The organism is Virgisporangium aurantiacum, from assembly GCF_016863635.1.
In the GTDB taxonomy this organism is placed as follows: Bacteria; Actinomycetota; Actinomycetes; order Mycobacteriales; family Micromonosporaceae; genus Virgisporangium; species Virgisporangium aurantiacum.
Genome location: NZ_BOPG01000006.1, coordinates 124,375 through 141,784 on the forward strand (window position 1 = coordinate 124,375; position 17,410 = coordinate 141,784).

The 17,410-nt window shown below is 70.4% G+C and carries 12 protein-coding genes and 1 riboswitch; of the genes, 7 read left to right on the forward strand and 5 right to left on the reverse strand.

Annotation, left to right across the window (positions count from 1 at the left end; translation table 11 throughout):
• Positions 1-14: 14 nt before the first annotated feature.
• The 3 genes from Vau01_RS04565 to Vau01_RS64520 form a co-directional block, all read right to left on the reverse strand.
• Complete coding sequence (locus Vau01_RS04565) at positions 15-3,347, reverse strand: S8 family serine peptidase (RefSeq protein ID WP_203987516.1); 3,333 nt, start codon at positions 3,345-3,347, stop codon at positions 15-17.
• A gap of 94 nt (positions 3,348-3,441) precedes the next feature.
• Entirely contained in the window at positions 3,442-3,660 is a 219-nt protein-coding gene (locus tag Vau01_RS04570; protein WP_203987518.1) for a DUF397 domain-containing protein, read from the reverse strand.
• 72 nt (positions 3,661-3,732) lie between these two features.
• Entirely contained in the window at positions 3,733-3,960 is a 228-nt protein-coding gene (locus tag Vau01_RS64520) for a DUF397 domain-containing protein (protein ID WP_203987520.1), read from the reverse strand.
• An 870-nt stretch (positions 3,961-4,830) separates the two neighbouring features.
• Here Vau01_RS64520 and Vau01_RS04580 point away from each other — a divergent pair.
• Positions 4,831-5,700 (forward strand): helix-turn-helix domain-containing protein, encoded by an 870-nt coding sequence (locus Vau01_RS04580; RefSeq protein WP_203987522.1) that lies wholly within the window; start codon positions 4,831-4,833, stop codon positions 5,698-5,700.
• 1 nt (position 5,701) lies between these two features.
• Here Vau01_RS04580 and Vau01_RS04585 read toward each other — a convergent pair whose 3' ends face one another.
• Positions 5,702-6,949 (reverse strand): ABC transporter substrate-binding protein, encoded by a 1,248-nt coding sequence (locus tag Vau01_RS04585; protein WP_203987524.1) that lies wholly within the window; start codon positions 6,947-6,949, stop codon positions 5,702-5,704.
• Between the two features lie 240 nt (positions 6,950-7,189).
• Positions 7,190-7,352: riboswitch (cyclic di-AMP (ydaO/yuaA leader) on the forward strand.
• A gap of 13 nt (positions 7,353-7,365) precedes the next feature.
• Between Vau01_RS04585 and Vau01_RS04590 the strand changes: the two genes are divergently transcribed.
• Genes Vau01_RS04590 through Vau01_RS04600 form a run of 3 tightly spaced genes read left to right on the forward strand, consistent with a single transcriptional unit; the run spans position 7,366 to position 11,170 of the window.
• Positions 7,366-8,319: a C40 family peptidase gene (locus Vau01_RS04590; RefSeq protein WP_203987526.1), complete on the forward strand. Its 954-nt coding sequence runs from the start codon at positions 7,366-7,368 to the stop codon at positions 8,317-8,319.
• A gap of 4 nt (positions 8,320-8,323) precedes the next feature.
• Complete coding sequence (locus Vau01_RS04595) at positions 8,324-9,130, forward strand: methyltransferase domain-containing protein (protein WP_239151299.1); 807 nt, start codon at positions 8,324-8,326, stop codon at positions 9,128-9,130.
• A gap of 9 nt (positions 9,131-9,139) precedes the next feature.
• On the forward strand, positions 9,140-11,170 hold the full coding sequence (locus Vau01_RS04600; RefSeq protein ID WP_203987528.1) for an Hsp70 family protein: 2,031 nt from the start codon (positions 9,140-9,142) through the stop codon (positions 11,168-11,170).
• Between the two features lie 88 nt (positions 11,171-11,258).
• Here the strand turns inward: Vau01_RS04600 and Vau01_RS04605 are convergent, their stop codons facing one another.
• Positions 11,259-12,203 (reverse strand): sigma-70 family RNA polymerase sigma factor, encoded by a 945-nt coding sequence (locus Vau01_RS04605; protein ID WP_203987530.1) that lies wholly within the window; start codon positions 12,201-12,203, stop codon positions 11,259-11,261.
• Between the two features lie 481 nt (positions 12,204-12,684).
• Between Vau01_RS04605 and Vau01_RS04610 the strand changes: the two genes are divergently transcribed.
• The 3 genes from Vau01_RS04610 to Vau01_RS04620 all read left to right on the forward strand — a co-directional run bounded on the left by Vau01_RS04610 (position 12,685) and on the right by Vau01_RS04620 (position 17,395).
• Positions 12,685-13,389 (forward strand): SDR family NAD(P)-dependent oxidoreductase, encoded by a 705-nt coding sequence (locus Vau01_RS04610; protein ID WP_203987532.1) that lies wholly within the window; start codon positions 12,685-12,687, stop codon positions 13,387-13,389.
• Complete coding sequence (locus tag Vau01_RS04615; protein WP_203987534.1) at positions 13,389-15,413, forward strand: prolyl oligopeptidase family serine peptidase; 2,025 nt, start codon at positions 13,389-13,391, stop codon at positions 15,411-15,413. Before Vau01_RS04610 ends, Vau01_RS04615 begins: the two co-directional genes overlap by 1 nt.
• 113 nt (positions 15,414-15,526) lie before the next feature.
• Entirely contained in the window at positions 15,527-17,395 is a 1,869-nt protein-coding gene (locus Vau01_RS04620) for a bifunctional metallophosphatase/5'-nucleotidase (RefSeq protein WP_203987537.1), read from the forward strand.
• Positions 17,396-17,410 lie beyond the last annotated feature (15 nt).

Genomic DNA, 17,410 nt, shown 5'->3' on the forward strand with positions numbered 1-17,410 from the left:
CTCGCTCCGCGAGGTCACGAGACTCTCACCTTCGACGTCACCGTCGTCACCCCCGGCACCTGCGGGCTGTCCATCCGGGTCGACACCGTGCCGTCGCCGGCCGTGGCACCGCGCACCGTCACCGAGTACGTCACCGATCCGCCCGGCACCGGCTTCGACGTGGTGACCAGCAGGTCGCCGGTCGGCAGCGTGCCCGTCGGCAACTGCTCGCCACCGGACCCGTTCACGTTCTCCGCGCCCACCAGGAACGGCTTGCCCGGGTCGGTCGGCATGTTGTCGGCCGGGTAGGCGAACCCGATCTCCTCGCTCCCGAGCCGCAACCAGGCCTGGAAGACGCGCTGGCTGGTGGTGCCGTACACGTTGACCCGCCATTCCACCGCCAGCCACGAACTGCCGTCGGCCGCCGTCAGCACGCCGGCCAGCACGCCCGGTGCGCCGGTGCCGTCGAGGTCGGTCCAGAACGGCGCGAGGACGTTGTTCGGCCGCGCCGGGTTGGGCAACTGGCCCAGTTCGCAGCACACCACGTCGCGCTCGTCGCCGCCGCCGAGGATCAGGTAGCCGTTCGACGTGATGCCGACCCGGCGATGCTCCTGCCCGCCGTACAGGGTGGGCGTGGGCAGGTCGTAGTTGACGATCTCCTCGTCACCGATCGCGTCGGCACCGATCCCGAAGCTGTCCAGCGGCTGGTACCCGAAGATCTGCCCGGGCTCCACCGACGGCGTGCCCGGCACCATCCCGGCCAGCGCCGCCTGCCGCACCTCGACCGCGTGCGGGTCGACGATCATCGCGCCGTTGGCGCTGTCCGCGGTGAGGTTGTTCGACAACGTCGTGGTCAGGTCCACGGTGGCCGGCTCGTACGTCGTGTTCGTCGCGCTCACCGTGCACAGGCTGGTCGCGCTCACCGCCACCGTGTCGGGGTTGCAGACGCTGGTCACCGACACCGGCCCCGCCTTGGGCACGAACGCCACCGGCAGGTGCAGGTCCGGCCCGTCGGCCGCGGTCGCCGGTGCCAGCGCCACGGTGCCGAAGAACTGCTTCGTCGGTGCCTCCGACCGGATGCTGATCGACAGTTCGGCGCTGCGGCCGGGCAGCACGGTCAGCGTTGCCGGCAGCACGGTCAGGGTCGCTCCGGCCGTGGTGGTCGCGCTGGTCCGGTAGGTCACGGTCCGCCCGGTGACGTTGGTCGCGGTCCGCACGGTGGTCACCCGCCCGGGCATGACGGGCGCGTTCACGGACGGAAGATTCAGGTGGACGGCGTTGACGTCGTCGCCCGCCATCGCGGTGAGCCGGGCCGCCGTCTCGTCGAACACCAGCCCGGCCGTGTCGGCCCGGTCGAGGCGGATCCGGCCGGCACCCATGTCGAACGCGTCGGCGGGCGTCTTCAGGTCCTCCTTGACCACCTCGGCGGTCGCCGTGGTCATCAGCGCCGACCGGATCCGTCCCGGGCTCCAGTCCGGATGCCGGGCCTTGAGCCAGGCGGCACCGCCGGCGACGTGCGGCGACGACATCGACGTGCCCGCGATCGCCTGGAACCGCTCGCCCGGCGGGCCCTCCGCCGGCGACTCCGGGGTCGGCGTGTGCCCGGCGAGGATCTGCACGCCGGGCGCGGTGACGTCGGGCTTGATGAACGAACCGGCCGGGCCGCGCGAGGAGAACGCCGCCATCACGTCGCCCCGGCCGGCGCGCTTGGTGCCGGCGGTGAACGATCCGGTGACGTCCTTGTGGTCGGTGAGGAACTTCTTGGCCTTGGTGCCGTCGGCCAGGTGGATCGTGGGCAGCCAGTGGTTGTCGGTCTCCACGTCCTGCAGCGTCGGGTTGTAGAGGATCATGCCGATCGCGCCGCCGGCCTTGACGTTGTTGCCCTTCTCGACGCGTCCGATGCCACCACCGCGCTCGCAGGCGACGATCTTCCCCGTGAACGAGTTGGCGGCCGCCTTGGTGCTGCACAGCGCCTTGTATCCGGTGACGCTCTCGGCCAGCACGACGGGCGCCGGTCCGACCCCGCCGGTGATCGACGCGCCCTCGAACGTCTCCTCGGTGGCGCCGCTCCTGAGCTTGAGCGCGGAGACGAACTCGCGGCGCTGCGTCGACGCGCCGACCGTGGTGACCCACGGCGCGAGGTGGTTGGCCGTGCCCACGCCCGGCCCGTCGTTCCCCGCCGACGCGGCGACGAAGACGCCGGCCGCGTACGCGTCGAGGAACGCCAGCTCAACCGGGTCGGTCTGCGGGTCGGTGCCGCCGGAGACCGAGAAGTTGATGACCTGCACGCCGTCCCGGATCGACTGCCCGACCGCGGCGACCGAGTCCGACGAGAAGCACCCGTGCGCGCCGCACACCTTGTACACGGAGAGCCAGGCGCCCGGCGCCACGCCCCGCACCGGTCCCCGGTCGACGCCGAGAACCGGCGCCTTCGCGACCACATCGCCCACGGCGGTCGACGCGGTGTGCGTGCCGTGGCCGTTGGAGTCGCGGGCGGTCGTGTACTTCTCCTCGGCGGCGCGCTTGGCGTCGGCGAGGTAGCCGGACAGGAACGGCGCGCCGCCGATCAACTTGCGGTTGCAGCGGAACGGCTGGCCCTTGCCGCCGTCGACGGTCGGATCCGGGCCGAAGTCGCAGGTGCGCGGCGTGCCGTCGGCCTTCAGCGGTGGGGCCTGGCTGGCGGCCGTCTCGGCGAACGACGGGTGCTCCGGCCACACGCCGCTGTCGAGGACGCCGACGAGCACCCCGGCACCGTCCGCGCCGGCGCCACCGGTCCTGTTGTCGACTCCACCGATGAAATCCACGCTGGAGTCGGTGAGCGGTTCGCGGACCGAGTCGGCCTGTACGGCGACGGCACCCGGGATCGACGCGAGGTCGCGGAGGCGGTTGGCGGGGGCGGTGAACGTCACGCCGCCGTAGACGGTGCGCAGGCGCTGTCCGGCCGTCGCGGTGGGGACCTTCTTCGCGGCGGCGGCCAGGAACGCGTCCTCGCGGGATTTGATGTGCTCTTCGTACTTGTGCTCGTCGGGGCTGCCGGAGAGTTGGCGACCGGTGTGCGCCGGGCCGGTCGCGGGCAGGCCGGGCAGCGTGCCGCCGTAGATGGCGACCGGTTCGTAGTCGAGCTTGACGACCACCTGCACGGGCGCGCTGTCGGTGCGCGCGAGCAGGCTCTCGTCGGACCGGGCGAGGCGGCTGGACGGCGTCTTCGCGGCCACCGACCGGGTGACGGGCGTGAGGTCGGCCGCTTTCCGCAGCGTCGTCGCGGCGGGTTTCGGATTGCCGATGCCCGGGTGGGCACCCGTGAACAGCGCCAGCGGCGGCAGGACGAGGATCGCGAGGGCAGCACGCAGCGCCCTGGGTCGAAGCACGCCTGAGCCCCATTCGTCGGTCGTCGGCGGATGATCATTTCAATCATCCGCCGTTTGAACCGGAAAGGGGGCAAAAGGAGGGAATTAACAGCGGCTACGTGGTGGCCTCCGGCGGACTGAACCCGTCGGACTTCACCGTGTCCAGCAGCGATCGCCATTGCTCGGCGGTGAGCCTGAGCTGCACGCCTGGGTCACCGGTGTTGCGGACGAGCACCTCGCCGCCCACCGGGTTGACCTCGACGCACGCCGCGTCGGAACACCGGGAACTGCGCCGCCAGCCCGAGGGCTGCCGCGCACCAGCGTTGTCGATCACCGATACCTCCCGAACTCGCCGTTTCACCTACAGTGAAGGCGAGCCCGGGGAGGCTTACAAGACCGTGTCCGTCTAGCCGAAATTTTCGTCGCGTACCGCGGCGATGAACGCCCGGAACTCGACGGGGGTCAGCCACAGCTCTCCTGCGGCGGGCGCCTTGCTGTCGCGTATACCGACGTAGTGCGGGTCGTCGGTCGCCACCTCAATGCACGCCCCGTTGGCACAATAGGAACTACGCCGCCACTGGGGGACGGCCGTTGGGTCAGATGGCGACGATTCCGCCGCGACGTCAGCGCTCATTGGCAACACGTTGCCACGAACGACGAAAATGCGTAGACGTGATGATCGAATTTGTTATCTTCCCGATATTCACTCTCCCGGGGGACCATTTCCATACCGTCTGCAGATGTGCGATGCACCAACGGTTATTCCCGCACTTCACGATGCATCGACAACTCTCGTCACAACCGCAACTCGCATTTTCCGGCGATTATTTTGTAGTTGACCAGTAACCGACGGAGACGACCGGCCCTTGTGGACAGTCGACGGCCGAAGCCCCTGCAAGACGGGCACTTTCGGGGTTTGGCGGTCCGACACGTGTCGGACGGCTACCTGTCGGGCCGACCGTTTTCCGACCCGCCGAGTAATTCGAAGTCCCGCGGCGACCGGCAGTGCACCCAACGGAACGTCGGCGCCACCGTCAGCGATGGCCGACGAGTCCCTTACCCACCGAGCAGACCACACGTTTTCACCTTTCACCACCGGCCGGCCGACGGCGCACCGGCCGGCCGCGATCAGCAACTCGTGAGTAACCCCGGCACGCGTTATCCGGATAACCCGGAAGGTGATTCTGAACGGTTCCAATGATTGCGCGTTCGCATCCTCGGAATTGGTTTTCGAGCCGGTGATCACCACGCCACCAAAGGTGATAACCAGAGGTCACGAGCACCGCCGCAGACGTATCCACCAATGGCGGCAATTCCACGCCGCTTCGCCCCCCACGTTTAAATTTGCACTTCCGGTGCAATGCTAAAGTTATGACGGTGCGCACGTTCGATGGCCGCACGCTGTTCACCAACCGCAAAAAGGGCCCAAATGGGTCTGTCGCTCTGACACGTGGCAGACCTAGACTGTGCCAAATGCCAAGTGGCGTTTCGACGCGGGTGGATGATGAGCACTGAACTGCACGGGCCAATCCTGGGGCGGCGGCGCCTGAGCGCGGCTCTCCGCCATGCCCGAGACAACACGGGCGCGACGCAGGAACAGGTCGCCGAGGCGATGGACTGGTCGCTGTCCAAACTGATCCGGATCGAGAAGGGCACGGTCGGTATCTCCACCACCGACCTGCGCTCGCTGCTCGCCCACTACGGCGTCCGCGACCCCGAGGAGATCAACGGCCTCATCCGGCTGGCCAAGACCTCGCGCGAGCGGCCCTGGTGGGCGGCCTACCGCGACCACCTCCCGTCGCTCGACTTCGAGAAGCTGCTCGGCCTCGAGGCCGAGGCGTCGTCGATCGAGACGTTCCAGTCCACGCTGATTCCCGGGCTGCTGCAGACGCAGGCGTACATGCGCTACGTCCTCGGCGGCATCGTCAACGACGTGGCCGGGCCCGAGTCCGTCAACGTCCGCGAAGAGGTGCGCCTGCGCCGCCAGAAAGCCCTCTTCGAGGTCGAGGGCGCGCCCATGTTCCGGGTGGTGCTCGACGAAGCGACCCTGCGCCGGGTCGCCGCCAGTCCGGCCGTGATGCGCCAGCAGCTGCTGCACCTGGCCGACCTCAACACCCGCCCCAACATCGTGATCGAGGTCATCCCGTTCACCGCGGGGCCCTACGTCGACTCCGGCACGTTCGCGGTGCTGTCGTTCGCCGGTTCCTCCGACCCGCCGGTCGTATACCTCGAGAACGCCTGGTACGACATGCTGATCGACAAGGTCGACCAGGTGTCGAAGTACCAGTTGCTGCTCGCCAACCTGCGTCAGCGGGCCCTGAACCCGGCCGACTCCGAGGCGTTGGTCCGAAAGATCGCCGACGAGTTCCGGTAGTTCACAGGTCCTGGAAGCAGGGGTGGTCGAGCTCCGTCCGGCCCACCGTCGGCCCGGCGAAGAAGCCGCGTACCACCGGCACGTCGGCCGCGCCCGTACCCGTGGCCGGGCTCACGATCATGCTCTGGTTCGCCGCGCCGGCCGGGAGCATGCCCTCGTAGTCCACGGTCTTCAGGTCCCGGGCGACCGCCTGGAGGCCGGAGTGCGTCAGGTCCTCGCGCGCAGCCGCCGTCTCCAGCGCCGCCTTCAGCGGGTACGACGAGACCCACCCGCCCACGTGCCCGTCCTGCGGGGCCAGCGAGCCCAGCGCCGCCCGCATGGCGCGGTGTCCGGGCGTGTCCGCGTTCCACGGTCCCCACGGCGTGATGCGCACGTACGACGCCTTCAGCGCCGCCGCCGCGGGTCCGCGTAACAGCGCCTGGTCCCAGGTCGGCCCGGCGCCGATGATCCGGCCGCGGTAGCCGCCCTCGGCCGCCTTCCGCACGATCACCTCGGTCTCGGCCGGCGTCGTCGCCAGGATGACCACGTCGGGCCGCCGGGCGATGATGGCGCTCGCCGCGCCGTCCTGGCGGTCGGCGCCCGGATCGGTCTTGACGTTGATGAACGTGATCGAGTTCAGCGACGTCGCCAGTTTCACCCCGGCCGCACCGTCGTCGCCGTACTCGCCGGGGAGGTGGATCGACATGATCGACCGGACCGTGCCCGTGGCACGCGCGTAGTCGACCGCGTTGATGCCCTCCACGCAGTAGTTGGCACCGGATTCGAGCATGTCCGGCTCGAACGACCAGGCCGACGTCCGCGATGCCGGAACGGCCAGCATGGGATCGGTGCGCAGGTCGCTCAGGATCGCGGCCGTGCCGTGCTCGCCCATCGTCTGCGCCAGCGCAAGAACCTTGCCGCGGATCTCCCGGTACGCGCGCACGTGCGTGGCCGGGTCGGCCTTGTTGTCGCGCACGTACGTGACGACGTCGATCTCATGACCGCCGATGCCGCCGGCGCGGTTCACGCGGTCCCAGAATTTCTGCTGCGCCTCGGTGACCGCCACCGCCTCGGCCGAGCGCGGACCGACCGTGAGATCGGAGATGATGCCCAGGTAGATGCAGCCCTTGCTGCGGTCAATCGCCTTCGGGCAGGGTTCGCTGGTCACGCCGGCCCCGTTGTCGATCGGGCGCTCACCGTCGCGGCAGGCCGTCACCGATCCGGCGAGCAGGCCGCCGATCAGGGCAATGGCGATGACATGCCGTTTCATGAATCTCCCCGGGCACCGACGAAAGAACAAAGAGATTATGGGACGCACGTGAGCGCGGCCCGCCGCGCCCCGGGGTGGGTGCCCAGCCAATCACAGTGGGTAATTTGAACATTTGCCTCTTTACCCATCGAACTGGACTCTCCGCTTTCCGTCCCAGCATGATCTGGCTAACTTGGTGACGGCCTGTTCGGACGTCGGTCGTCCAGACGGGGCGACTCCGGGCCGGCCCGCCGAATCGATTCTTGTGCGGCGCCCGAGACATGGGGGCGTTTCACCGAGCCGGGGAACCACCGGCCGTCTCCACCACGGAGATGGTCAGGGGTGAATCCGCAGCACCTTGCGGTAGGGCCGCCTTCCCGCCCGAACCCGTCAGCTAACCCGGTAGGCGTCGGATGAAGGGCACCGTTTTGCTGTCAGTGCAGCGGCTCCTCCGGGTGCTCGCGTGCGTGGCTGTCGCGGTCGGGATCATGCTTCCCGCCACCGTCGCCAACGCCGAGCCCACCACCGAGCAGCAGCTCGACAAGGCATACGACGATCTCGAACACGTCATCGAGGATTTCAACCGCATCGGCGAGGAGGTCAAGGCCGCGCAGGCCGCGGCGGGCGAGATCGAGCAGAAGCTCGGCGGCTTGCAGGCCAGGGTCGACGTGGCACAGGGCGACGTCGGAAAGTTCGCCGTCAGCGCCTACAAGAGCGGCGGCAGCCTCTCCACCGCGGCATACCTGCTCGGTGCGCGGAACAGCACCTCGCTCGCCCGTCAGGCGGAGGCCATGGAGCGGGTGTCCCGCTCCCGCCAGCGCGACATCGCCGGCTTCGCCGAGGCCAAGTCGCAGCTCGTGGCCGAGCAGAAGCGCCTGGCCGACCTGATCACGGCGGCAACGCAGCAGCAGAAGCTGCTCGGCGACAAGAAGGCGGCGATCGAGGCCGAGATCAAGCGGCTCGAGGCGCTGGAAAAGTCGGTGCGGTCCACCGGGTCGTCCCAGACGTCCACCGGCACCTCGTCGAACTACCAGCCGCCACCGCCCAACAGCGGTAAGGGTGCGATCGCCGTCGCCTTCGCCCGCGCGCAGGTGGGCAAGATGTACCTGTACGGCGCCGCCGGTCCCGACCGGTACGACTGCTCCGGCCTCACCCAGGCGGCCTGGAGTCGGGCCGGGGTCGGCCTGCCGCACAACGCCTCGCAGCAGTACCAGCGCACCCGGCACATCTCGCGGGGTGACCTGCAGCCGGGCGACCTGGTGTACTACAACGGCTTCGGGCACGTGGGCCTCTACATCGGCAACAACCAGATCGTCCACGCCTCGCGGGCCGGCCAGCCGGTGGCGATCCGGGCGATCCAGAGCCCGATCGCGTACAGCCGGCCGGGCTGACCGGGTGGTGAACTCGCCGTCGTGGGATCCGGCGCAGTACCAGCGCTTCGCCGATGAGCGGGCACGCCCGTTTCTCGACCTGATCGGCCGGGTCCACACCCCCAACCCGGTCACCGTGGTCGATCTCGGCTGCGGGCCGGGTCCCACGACGGCGCTATTGTCCGACCGTTGGCCGGCGGCCGACGTGCTCGGCATCGATTCGTCGCTCGACATGATCGAGGCGGCCGGGGCGCACGCGCGTCCCGGCCGCTTACGGTTCTCGGTCGGTTCGATCGGGGACTGGGACGCGCCGCCGGTCGACGTGATCGTCTCGAACGCGGCGCTGCAGTGGGTGCCCGACCACGTCGCGCTGCTGCCCGCCTGGGCGAAGGCGGTGCGGCCGGGCGGCGCGATCGCGTTCCAGGTGCCGAGCAGTGCGGGCATGCGCTCCGGCGCGGTGTTCCAGTCGGTCGCCGCGCAACCGCGCTGGGCGGCGCGGCTCGCCGGCGCGGCCGCCGGCACCGGCCCGCGGTCGGCCGGGTCGCCGGTGCGGCCGGTCGCGGAGTACATCGACGTGCTCGCCACCGCCGGCCTCACCGTCGACGCGTGGGAGACGACCTACCACCACGTGCTCCCCGGCCCCGATCCGGTGCTGGAGTGGTTCGCCGGCACCGGGCTCCGCCCGTACCTCGACGCGCTGGGCGACGACCCGGCGGCACAGGCCGACTTCCGGGCCGAGGTGGGCGCGCTCCTCCGGGAGGAGTACCCGCCGACCGCGTTCGGCACGATCCTGCCCTTCCCCAGGATCTTCGTGGTCGCGCACCGCGCATAGGGTTAGGCGGTGGCCGACTACCGCCTGGGGATCGACTTCGGTACGTCCACGACCGTGGCCTGCCTACGCTGGCCCGACGGCCGCACCCGACCCATGCTCTTCGACGGCTCGCCGCTGCTGCCCTCTGCGGTCTTCCTCGCCGACGACGGGCGGCTCCTCGTCGGCCGCGACGCGCAGCACTCCGCCCGCGTCGATCCGGCCCGGTTCGAGCCGAACCCGAAGCAGCGCATCGACGAGGGCACCGTGCTGCTCGGGTCCACCGAGGTGCCGGTCACCGCGCTGATCGCCGAGGTGCTGCGCCGGGTCGCCATCGAGGCCTCGACGGTGGCCGGCGGCGCGCCGCTCGACGTCACCATCGCGTGCCCGGCCGCCTGGGGCGAGCACCGCAAGCGCACGCTGCTCGACGCGGCCGCGGCCGCCGGCCTGCGCGAGCCCCGGCTGGTGCCGGAGCCCATCGCGGCGGCGTCCTACTTCGACGCCGTGGTGCGCGACCGGAACCGGCCGCCGGGAAACCTCGTCGTGTACGACCTGGGCGCCGGCACGTTCGACGTGAGCGTGGTGGCCCGCGCCACCGGCGGCTTCGAGGTGCGCGTCACCGACGGCCTGGCCGACATCGGCGGCCTCGACATCGACGCGGCCATCATCGGTTTCCTCGGCGCCGTCGTCGAGAACGCCGAGTCGGTCTGGGCCCGCCTGGAGCAGCCCACCACCACGCAGGACCGCCGGGCCCGCCGCCAGCTGTGGGACGACGTCCGCACGGCCAAGGAGATGCTGAGCCGGTCGGCGACCACGATCATCTTCGTTCCGCTGCTGGAGCAGGACCTGCCGCTGGGCCGGGCACAGTTCGAGCGGCTGGTCCGGCCCCTGCTCGAACGCACCGTGGCGACCACGAAGTCCTCGATCCGCCGGGCGGCCCTGCCCGAGTCGGTGCCGCTCGACGTCTTCCTGGTCGGCGGCGCGAGCCGGGTCCCGCTGATCGCGACGCTGCTGCACCGCGCCCTCGGAGTCGCGCCGACGGCGATCGAGCAACCGGAACTCGCCGTCGCCGAGGGCTGCCTTGCCGACGACCCCGCCGGGTCGGCGCAGCCGGCAGGCGTGGCCGGGCCCGCCGGGTCGGCGTGGCCGGCCGGGCCGACCCCGGCACCGGTGTCCGGTGGCGGACCCGCGGCGGCACCGGTGTCCGGCCCGAGCGGCCAGTTCCCGGCCCAGCCGTACAGCCCCGTGTCACCGGGCTACGGCGCCACGCAATACGCGCCCGTCTCCGCTCCGGCCGGCTACGGCCCACCCGCCCCCGCGTACGGCCCGGCCCCGCCGGGCTACAACTCCGCGCCGGCGGCCTACACCCCGGTCGGGCCGCCCGGCTACCACCCGGCTCAGCCACCGGCGTACGGGCCGGCACGGGTCGTGGGCCCGCCGGGTCAGCCCCAGTACATGCCGCTCCAACAGCAGCCGCCCTGGACCTCGCTGGTGCAGGTCCTCGATCTCGCCATCGGCGAGAGCGCCGGATTCACCCTGCGCTGCTACCTCCCGGCCGAGGACCCCGACGAGGACCCCGACGCGGCGTTCCTCACCGTCGACGGCCAGATGCTGGTCTTCGACGACCTGCCCGAGATGGTCAACTACCTGCGCGGCCCCGACCAGCACGATCTCACCGACCTCGCCGACTGGCACCTGGTGCAGCACAGCATCGACGCCGCCACCGCCGAGCGCTACACCGTCGAGGCGTACGAGCTCGACCTGATCGTGGCCAACATCGGCCACGGCACCAAGGAGTGGAGCCCCGACCTGTTGGTGGCCGCCCGCGACCTCGCCGTCGAGCTGGGCAACGCCCTCGACCTGCGGCCGGTGCTGGCGCCGTTCGGGCGCGGAAACCTGCTCGACCAGCTCGACGACACGATGCGCGCGCACCGGGGCCGGCGGTCCGGCCAGTGGTGGAAGGATCGCCGGCTGAACGGCGACGAGGTGCAGACCATCCGCGACACCTGGCGTCGCGTGGTGACCATCCTCGAGGCCGCGATCTGGCCCAACGTCGGCAGATAGCCGCACCGTCCCGCGCATGCACAGAGGACGCCCGCTTGTGGCAGGCGTCCTCTGTAGGAGGGGAGGGAGAACTCGTCTGGGTTGATCTTTAGGCGGCGGCCATGCCTTCGGCGCGGGCAAGCTCGCGGAGCCGGCCGAGCGCCTGGATCTCGAGTTGGCGGATGCGCTCCCGCGACAGCGAGAACCGACTGGCCACCTCGGTCAAGGAGTGCTCGCGGCCGTCTTCCAGGCCGTAGCGGGCGCGCATGATGCCCGCCGAGCGGTCGTCGAGGTGGTTCAGCAGCCCTTCGATGCGCTGCCGTTCCAGCATCGACAGAACGACGTCCTCCGGAGACGGGGCGTCGGTGTCGGCGACCAGGTCGCCGAGGTTGGTGTCGCCGTCGTCGCCGACCGGGGTGTCGAGCGACACCGTGTCCTGCGACCAGCGGATGAGTTCGAGCACCCGCTCGACCGGCACCTGCAGGGCCTGCGCCAACTGCTCGGGTTCCGGGTCGGCGCCGTGCTCGCGGGTGTACTGACGCGCCGCGCTGCGCATCCTGTTGACGTCTTCGACCAGGTGCACCGGCAACCGCACGGTGCGCTCCTGCTGGGCGATCGCCCGGCTGATCGCCTGGCGGATCCACCACGTGGCGTACGTGGAGAACTTGTACCCACGCACGTAGTCGAACTTCTCGACCGCCCGCACCAGGCCGGTGTTGCCCTCCTGGATGAGGTCGAGCATCGGCATGCCGGACCGGACATACCGGCGCGCGATCGACACCACCAGGCGCAGGTTGGCCCGGATGAACTGGTCTTTGGCCTGTTCCCCCTCAGCGACGAGCCGTTCCAGTTCGTCGCGGGTGAAATCGGACGGAAGCGCATCCTGACCGAGTAGGTGCTCGGCGTAGAGCCCGGCTTCCACCGCCTTTGCGAGCCTCACCTCGGCCGCTGCGTCGAGCAGCGGCGTACGCGAGATCTCGTGCAGGTAAACACCGACCAGGTCGCGCTCTTCGGCAACCTCATCTGTACGAATCTGAACCGCCACGTTCCCCACTTCTTTCGACCCCTCCCCCGCCGTCTGTCTGCGTTACCCGCACTCCGGTCGATGAAACCGACGCGACGCAAGGCTGGCCCCACTCACAACAGCACGGGCACGGGCTTGATTCCGCCGGTCGCACCCCAATCGGGTTACGACCGCTGAGACCTGTGCCACTTACTACTAAGACGCAACCAGGGCCCCGAAGGTTCAACCTCCCTGCTACCGAGCTATTCGGCGCAGAGGCGGGTTTGGATGACCACAAATTTGGTTGCTAACCGGTAGCGGCACATTGCCGCTTTTCCCTGTGAATATTCACAGGAACATCCGCCGCATTTTCCGAGGTAGAACGAGATCCAGAGAGCCACCCACGGCGAATTAACCCGCCATTCCGGTGGTGGCGTCGGAAACCGGACGAGCGCGCCATCACCGAGAGTGCCACGTCGGCGGTCGACCGGCCAGTGAAATCGCCCGGCGGGTCACGGGTTAAGTTGCCGGGATGGCGGATCGCAGCGTCCTGATCACTGGTGGCACCGGCGGGCTGGGCAGGGCCGTCACGGCCGCGTTCGCCCAGGACGGGTGGCGGGTGGTGCTGCCGACGCGGGGCAAGGGCCCCGAACCCGTCGACGGGCCCGAAACCGTCGACGGCGTCGAGGTCGTCACCGGCATCGACCTCACCGACGAGGCAGCAGTGTCCGATGTCACATCAATCGCCGCCGGGAATCCGGACGCCCCACTCGGCGCCGTGATCAACCTCGTCGGCGGCTACTCGGGTGGCCCAAAGGTGCACGAACTGCCCGTAGCGGACTTCGAGCAGCAGCTCACCGTCAACCTGCGCCCGACCTTCCTCGTCACCCGAGCGGCGCTGCCGCACCTGGTCGCGGCCGGTGGCGGCTCGATCGTGTGCGTGGGGAGCCGGGCCGCCGAGCGGCCGTTCCCGGGCGCGGCGGGCTACATCACCGCGAAGGCGGCGGTCACCGCGTTCGCGCAGGCGGTCGCCGTCGAGTACCGCGGCGCCAACGTCCGGTGCAACGTCGTGGTGCCGAGCGTCATCGACACCCCCACCAACCGGTCCGCCATGCCGGACGCCGACCACGCCGCGTGGGTACCACCCGGGGTCATCGCGTCGGCGATCCTCTTCCTCGCCGGCCCCGGGTCCGCCGCGACCAGCGGGGCGATCGTCCCCGTCTACGGGAGGGCCTGATGATCGACTACCCCGACGCCGACCGGCTCGACCTGGTCGAGGACCTGCACGGCCACCGCGTGGCCGACCCCTACCGCTGGCTCGAGGACACCGACGACCCGCGCACCAAGGAGTGGTCGGCGGCCCAGGACGAGCTGTTCGCCGGCCGGATGGCGGAGCTGGCGCCGGCCCGGGAGCGGTTCCGGACCACGCTCGACGAGCTGGAGCGCGCCGGCGTCGTCACCGCACCGGTGTGGCGCGGCGACCGCCGGTTCCTCCGCCGCCGGGAGCCGCACCAGGAGCACTCGGTGCTGCTGGTGATCGAGGCCGACGGCACCGAACGCGTGCTGATCGACCCGATCGCCCTCGACCCGGCCGGCACCACCACCCTCGACGTCTGGCAGCCCTCGGTCGAGGGCGACCGGCTCGCGTACGGCGTCTCCACCGGCGGCACCGAGGAGTCCGAGCTCTACGTGCTCGACGTGGCGACCGGCGAGATCGTCGAGGGGCCCATCGACCGCGCCCGGCACAGCTCGGTCGGCTGGCTGCCCGGCGGCGAGGAGTACTTCTTCCAGCGGCACCAGCCCGGCGACGAGGGCGTCCACCACCGCCGCGTGTACCGGCACCGGGTAGGGACCGATCCGGCCGGCGACCCGCTCGTGTTCGGCGAGGGCGCCGAGCGGGCCACCTACTTCGGCGTCAGCACCAGCCGCGACGGCCGCTGGCTGATCGTCTCCGCGTCCCGGGGCACCGACCCGCGCAACGACGTGTGGCTCGCAGACCTGGACAGGGAGCAGCTCACCTTCGTCCAGATCTTCGATGGCTCGGAGCGCGACGCCCGCGCCTACGCGGGCGTGCGCGACGGCCGGATGTACATCTGGACCGACCTCGACGCGCCGCGCGGCCGCCTCTGCACGGCGTCGCCGGAGGACCCGAGGGTCTGGACCACGCTCATCCCAGAGGACGCCGAGGCGGTGCTCTCGGATTTCGCGGTGCTCGACACCGCGGGCCTGATCGCGGTCGACCGGACCCGGCACGCGGTCTCCGAGGTCACCGTGCACGACCTGCTGACCGGCGCGCTGGTCGGCCCGGTGGAGCTACCGGCCGTCGGCGCGGTCACCGACCTGCGCTCGCGGCCCGAGGGCGGCCAGGACCTGTGGCTGGCGTTCCAGACGTTCGACGCCACCCAGCACGTCCTCCATTGGCGGCCCGGCGCCATCACGGCGACCCTCGACCTGGCCGCACCCGCACCGACGCCGCCACCCGTCGCGGTGCGCCAGGTCGTCTACACATCGGCCGACGGCACCCCGGTGCGGATGTTCATCGTGGACGGCGTGGGCGCGGCCGCCGGCCCGAAGCCCACGATCCTGTACGGCTACGGCGGCTTCAACGTCTCGATGGGTCCCCGGTACTGGCCGCTGGCCCTCGCGTGGGTCGCCGCGGGCGGCGTGTTCGCGGTCGCCAACCTGCGCGGCGGCAGCGAGGAGGGCGAGGCCTGGCACCGGGCCGGCATGCTCGCCGACAAGCAGAACGTGTTCGACGACTTCCACGCCGCGGCCGACTGGCTGGTGTCGGAGGGCGTGGCCTCGTCGGTCGGCTGCTACGGCGGTTCGAACGGCGGGCTGCTGGTCGGTGCGGCGCTCACCCAGCGGCCCGACCGGTTCGCCGCGGTGGTCTGCTCGGCGCCGCTGCTCGACATGGTGCGGTACGAGGAGTTCGGGCTCGGGCCGAACTGGTCCGGCGAGTACGGCACGGCGTCCGACCCCGAGCAGCTCGCCTGGCTGCTCGGCTACTCGCCCTACCACCGCGTCACCGACGGCACCGACTACCCGGCGACGATGTTCGTGGTGTTCGAGGGCGACACCCGGGTCGACCCGATGCACGCCCGCAAGATGGCGGCGGCGGTGCAGCACGCCACCACCGGCGACCGGCCGATCCTGATCCGCCGCGAGACCGGCGTGGGGCATTCCGCGCGTGCGGTCTCCCGGGCCGTCGACATGGAGGCTGACCTGCTTGCCTTCTTCGACCGGTATCTGCGGAGTTGAACCCTCGATTTACCCCCTCGATGCCAAACCGAAAGATCGCATCGCTCGCGTAGACCGCCCGGGCGGCGAAAGATGGCGACCGACTCATGTTTTCGAGCCATCAAGGAGTGACCATGGCTGAATCCGTGGCCTCACCACGGCGGTTACGGCTGGCCCGGCATCTTGCCGTCCCGGTCCTGGCTGCCGCGGTGGTCGCGTTGTTGCCCCTCGCGAAGTCCGGCACCTCCGGCGGAACCGGCGACACCTGGACGCCGATGTCGCCGGTGAAGGTCGCGTTCGAACACGGTGGCGGCGGCGGTTCCACGGTGCAGAGTCATCTGCTCGGTTTCAACGACTTCCACGGCGCGCTCGACCCGCCCACGGGCAGCGGCGCAACCGTCAACGGCACGCCCGCCGGCGGCTCGGAGTACCTCGGCTACTGGGTCAAGAAGCTGCGGGCCGAGGCCAGGCAGCAGACGCCGTACGTCTACACGGTCGCGGCCGGTGACCTGGTCGGCGCGTCGCCGCTGGTGAGCGCCGCGTTCCACGACGAGCCGTCGATCGAGGTGCTCAACGCGATCGGCCTCGACATCAGCTCGGTGGGTAACCACGAGTACGACGAGGGCACCAAGGAGCTCGAGCGGCTGCAGCGCGGCGGGTGCCACCCCACCGACGGCTGCCAGGACGGCGACCCGTACCGCGGCGCCGACTTCGAGTACCTCGCGGCGAACGTCGTCAACAAGAACACCGGGCTGCCGCACCTGTCGCCGATCACCCTGCGGTGGGTCGGCGGCGTGCTGGTCGGCTTCGTCGGCATGACGCTCAAGGGCACCCCGGGCATCGTGAACCCGGCCGGCATCACCACGGTCGAGTTCAAGGACGAGATCGAGACCGCGAACAAGTACGCCGACCTGCTCAAGCGCTTCCTGGGCATCAAGGCGATGGTGCTGACGATCCACGAGGGTGGCGCGCAGAACCCGCCGCCGGCCGTGATCGACCCGTCGAGCTGCGCGAACTTCGCGGGCGCGATCACCCCGATCGTGGCCGGTCTCCGGCCGGAGTTCGGTGTGGTCGTCTCCGGTCACACGCACCGGTTCTACACCTGCGAACTGCCGAACTCGGGCGGCACGAGCGTGGTCACCAGCGCCGGCACCAACGGCCAGCTGGTCACCGACATCTCGATGAAGCTCGACCGGCGGACCAGGAAGTTCGTCGAGGTCAGCGCGCGCAACGTGATCGCCGAGAACGGCGTGCGGAACCCCGACGGCACCTGGCAGACCACCGCACCCGGCGTGTTCGTGCGGAACCCGGCCCTGGTCGACCCGAAGGTGAAGACGGTCGCCGACAAGTACCGCACCGCCGTCGCGCCGATCGCGAACCGCATCGTCGGCTCGATCAGCGGCGACATCACCCGCGACGTGGCACTGACCAGCAACCAGGAGAGCCCGCTCGGCGACGTGATCGCCGACGCGCAACTCCGGTACACCGCGGCCTCGGCCGGCGCGCAGATCGCGCTGATGAACCCGGGCGGCATCCGGGCGTCGCTGTCGTACGCCAACAGTCCGGGTGGCGAAGCACCCGGCCAGGTGACGTACGGCGAGGCGTTCACGGTGCAGCCGTTCAACAACCTCGTGGTGACGCAGACGCTCACCGGTGCCCAGATCAAGGACGTGCTGGAGCAGCAGTTCCCGACCGTCAACGGCGCACAGGTGCTGCGGATCCTGCAGGTCTCGGCCGGGTTCAGCTACACCTACAACAGCACCCTGCCGGCCGGCAGCCGGATCTCGAACATCGCGCTCAACGGCACGCCGATCGACCCGGCGGCGACCTACCGGGTGACGACGAACGACTTCCTGGCCAACGGCGGTGACGGCTTCACCGCCCTCACCGGTGGCACCAACCGCGTCACCGCGCCGGGCTTCGACGTCGACGCCCTGGTCGCCTACCTGGCGACCGGCCCGATCGCGCCGGGTCCGGCCAACCGGATCGCCCGCACGGTGTAATCGGTTCCGCTACGA

Coding starts and splice junctions, on each gene's coding strand:
- Vau01_RS04620 (WP_203987537.1), top strand. CDS start 15,527: ATGGCTGAATCCGTGGCCTCACCACGGCGGTTACGGCTGGCCCGGCAT.
- Vau01_RS04610 (WP_203987532.1), top strand. CDS start 12,685: ATGGCGGATCGCAGCGTCCTGATCACTGGTGGCACCGGCGGGCTGGGC.
- Vau01_RS04580 (WP_203987522.1), top strand. CDS start 4,831: ATGAGCACTGAACTGCACGGGCCAATCCTGGGGCGGCGGCGCCTGAGC.
- Vau01_RS04585 (WP_203987524.1), bottom strand. CDS start 6,949: ATGAAACGGCATGTCATCGCCATTGCCCTGATCGGCGGCCTGCTCGCC.
- Vau01_RS04615 (WP_203987534.1), top strand. CDS start 13,389: ATGATCGACTACCCCGACGCCGACCGGCTCGACCTGGTCGAGGACCTG.
- Vau01_RS64520 (WP_203987520.1), bottom strand. CDS start 3,960: ATGAGCGCTGACGTCGCGGCGGAATCGTCGCCATCTGACCCAACGGCC.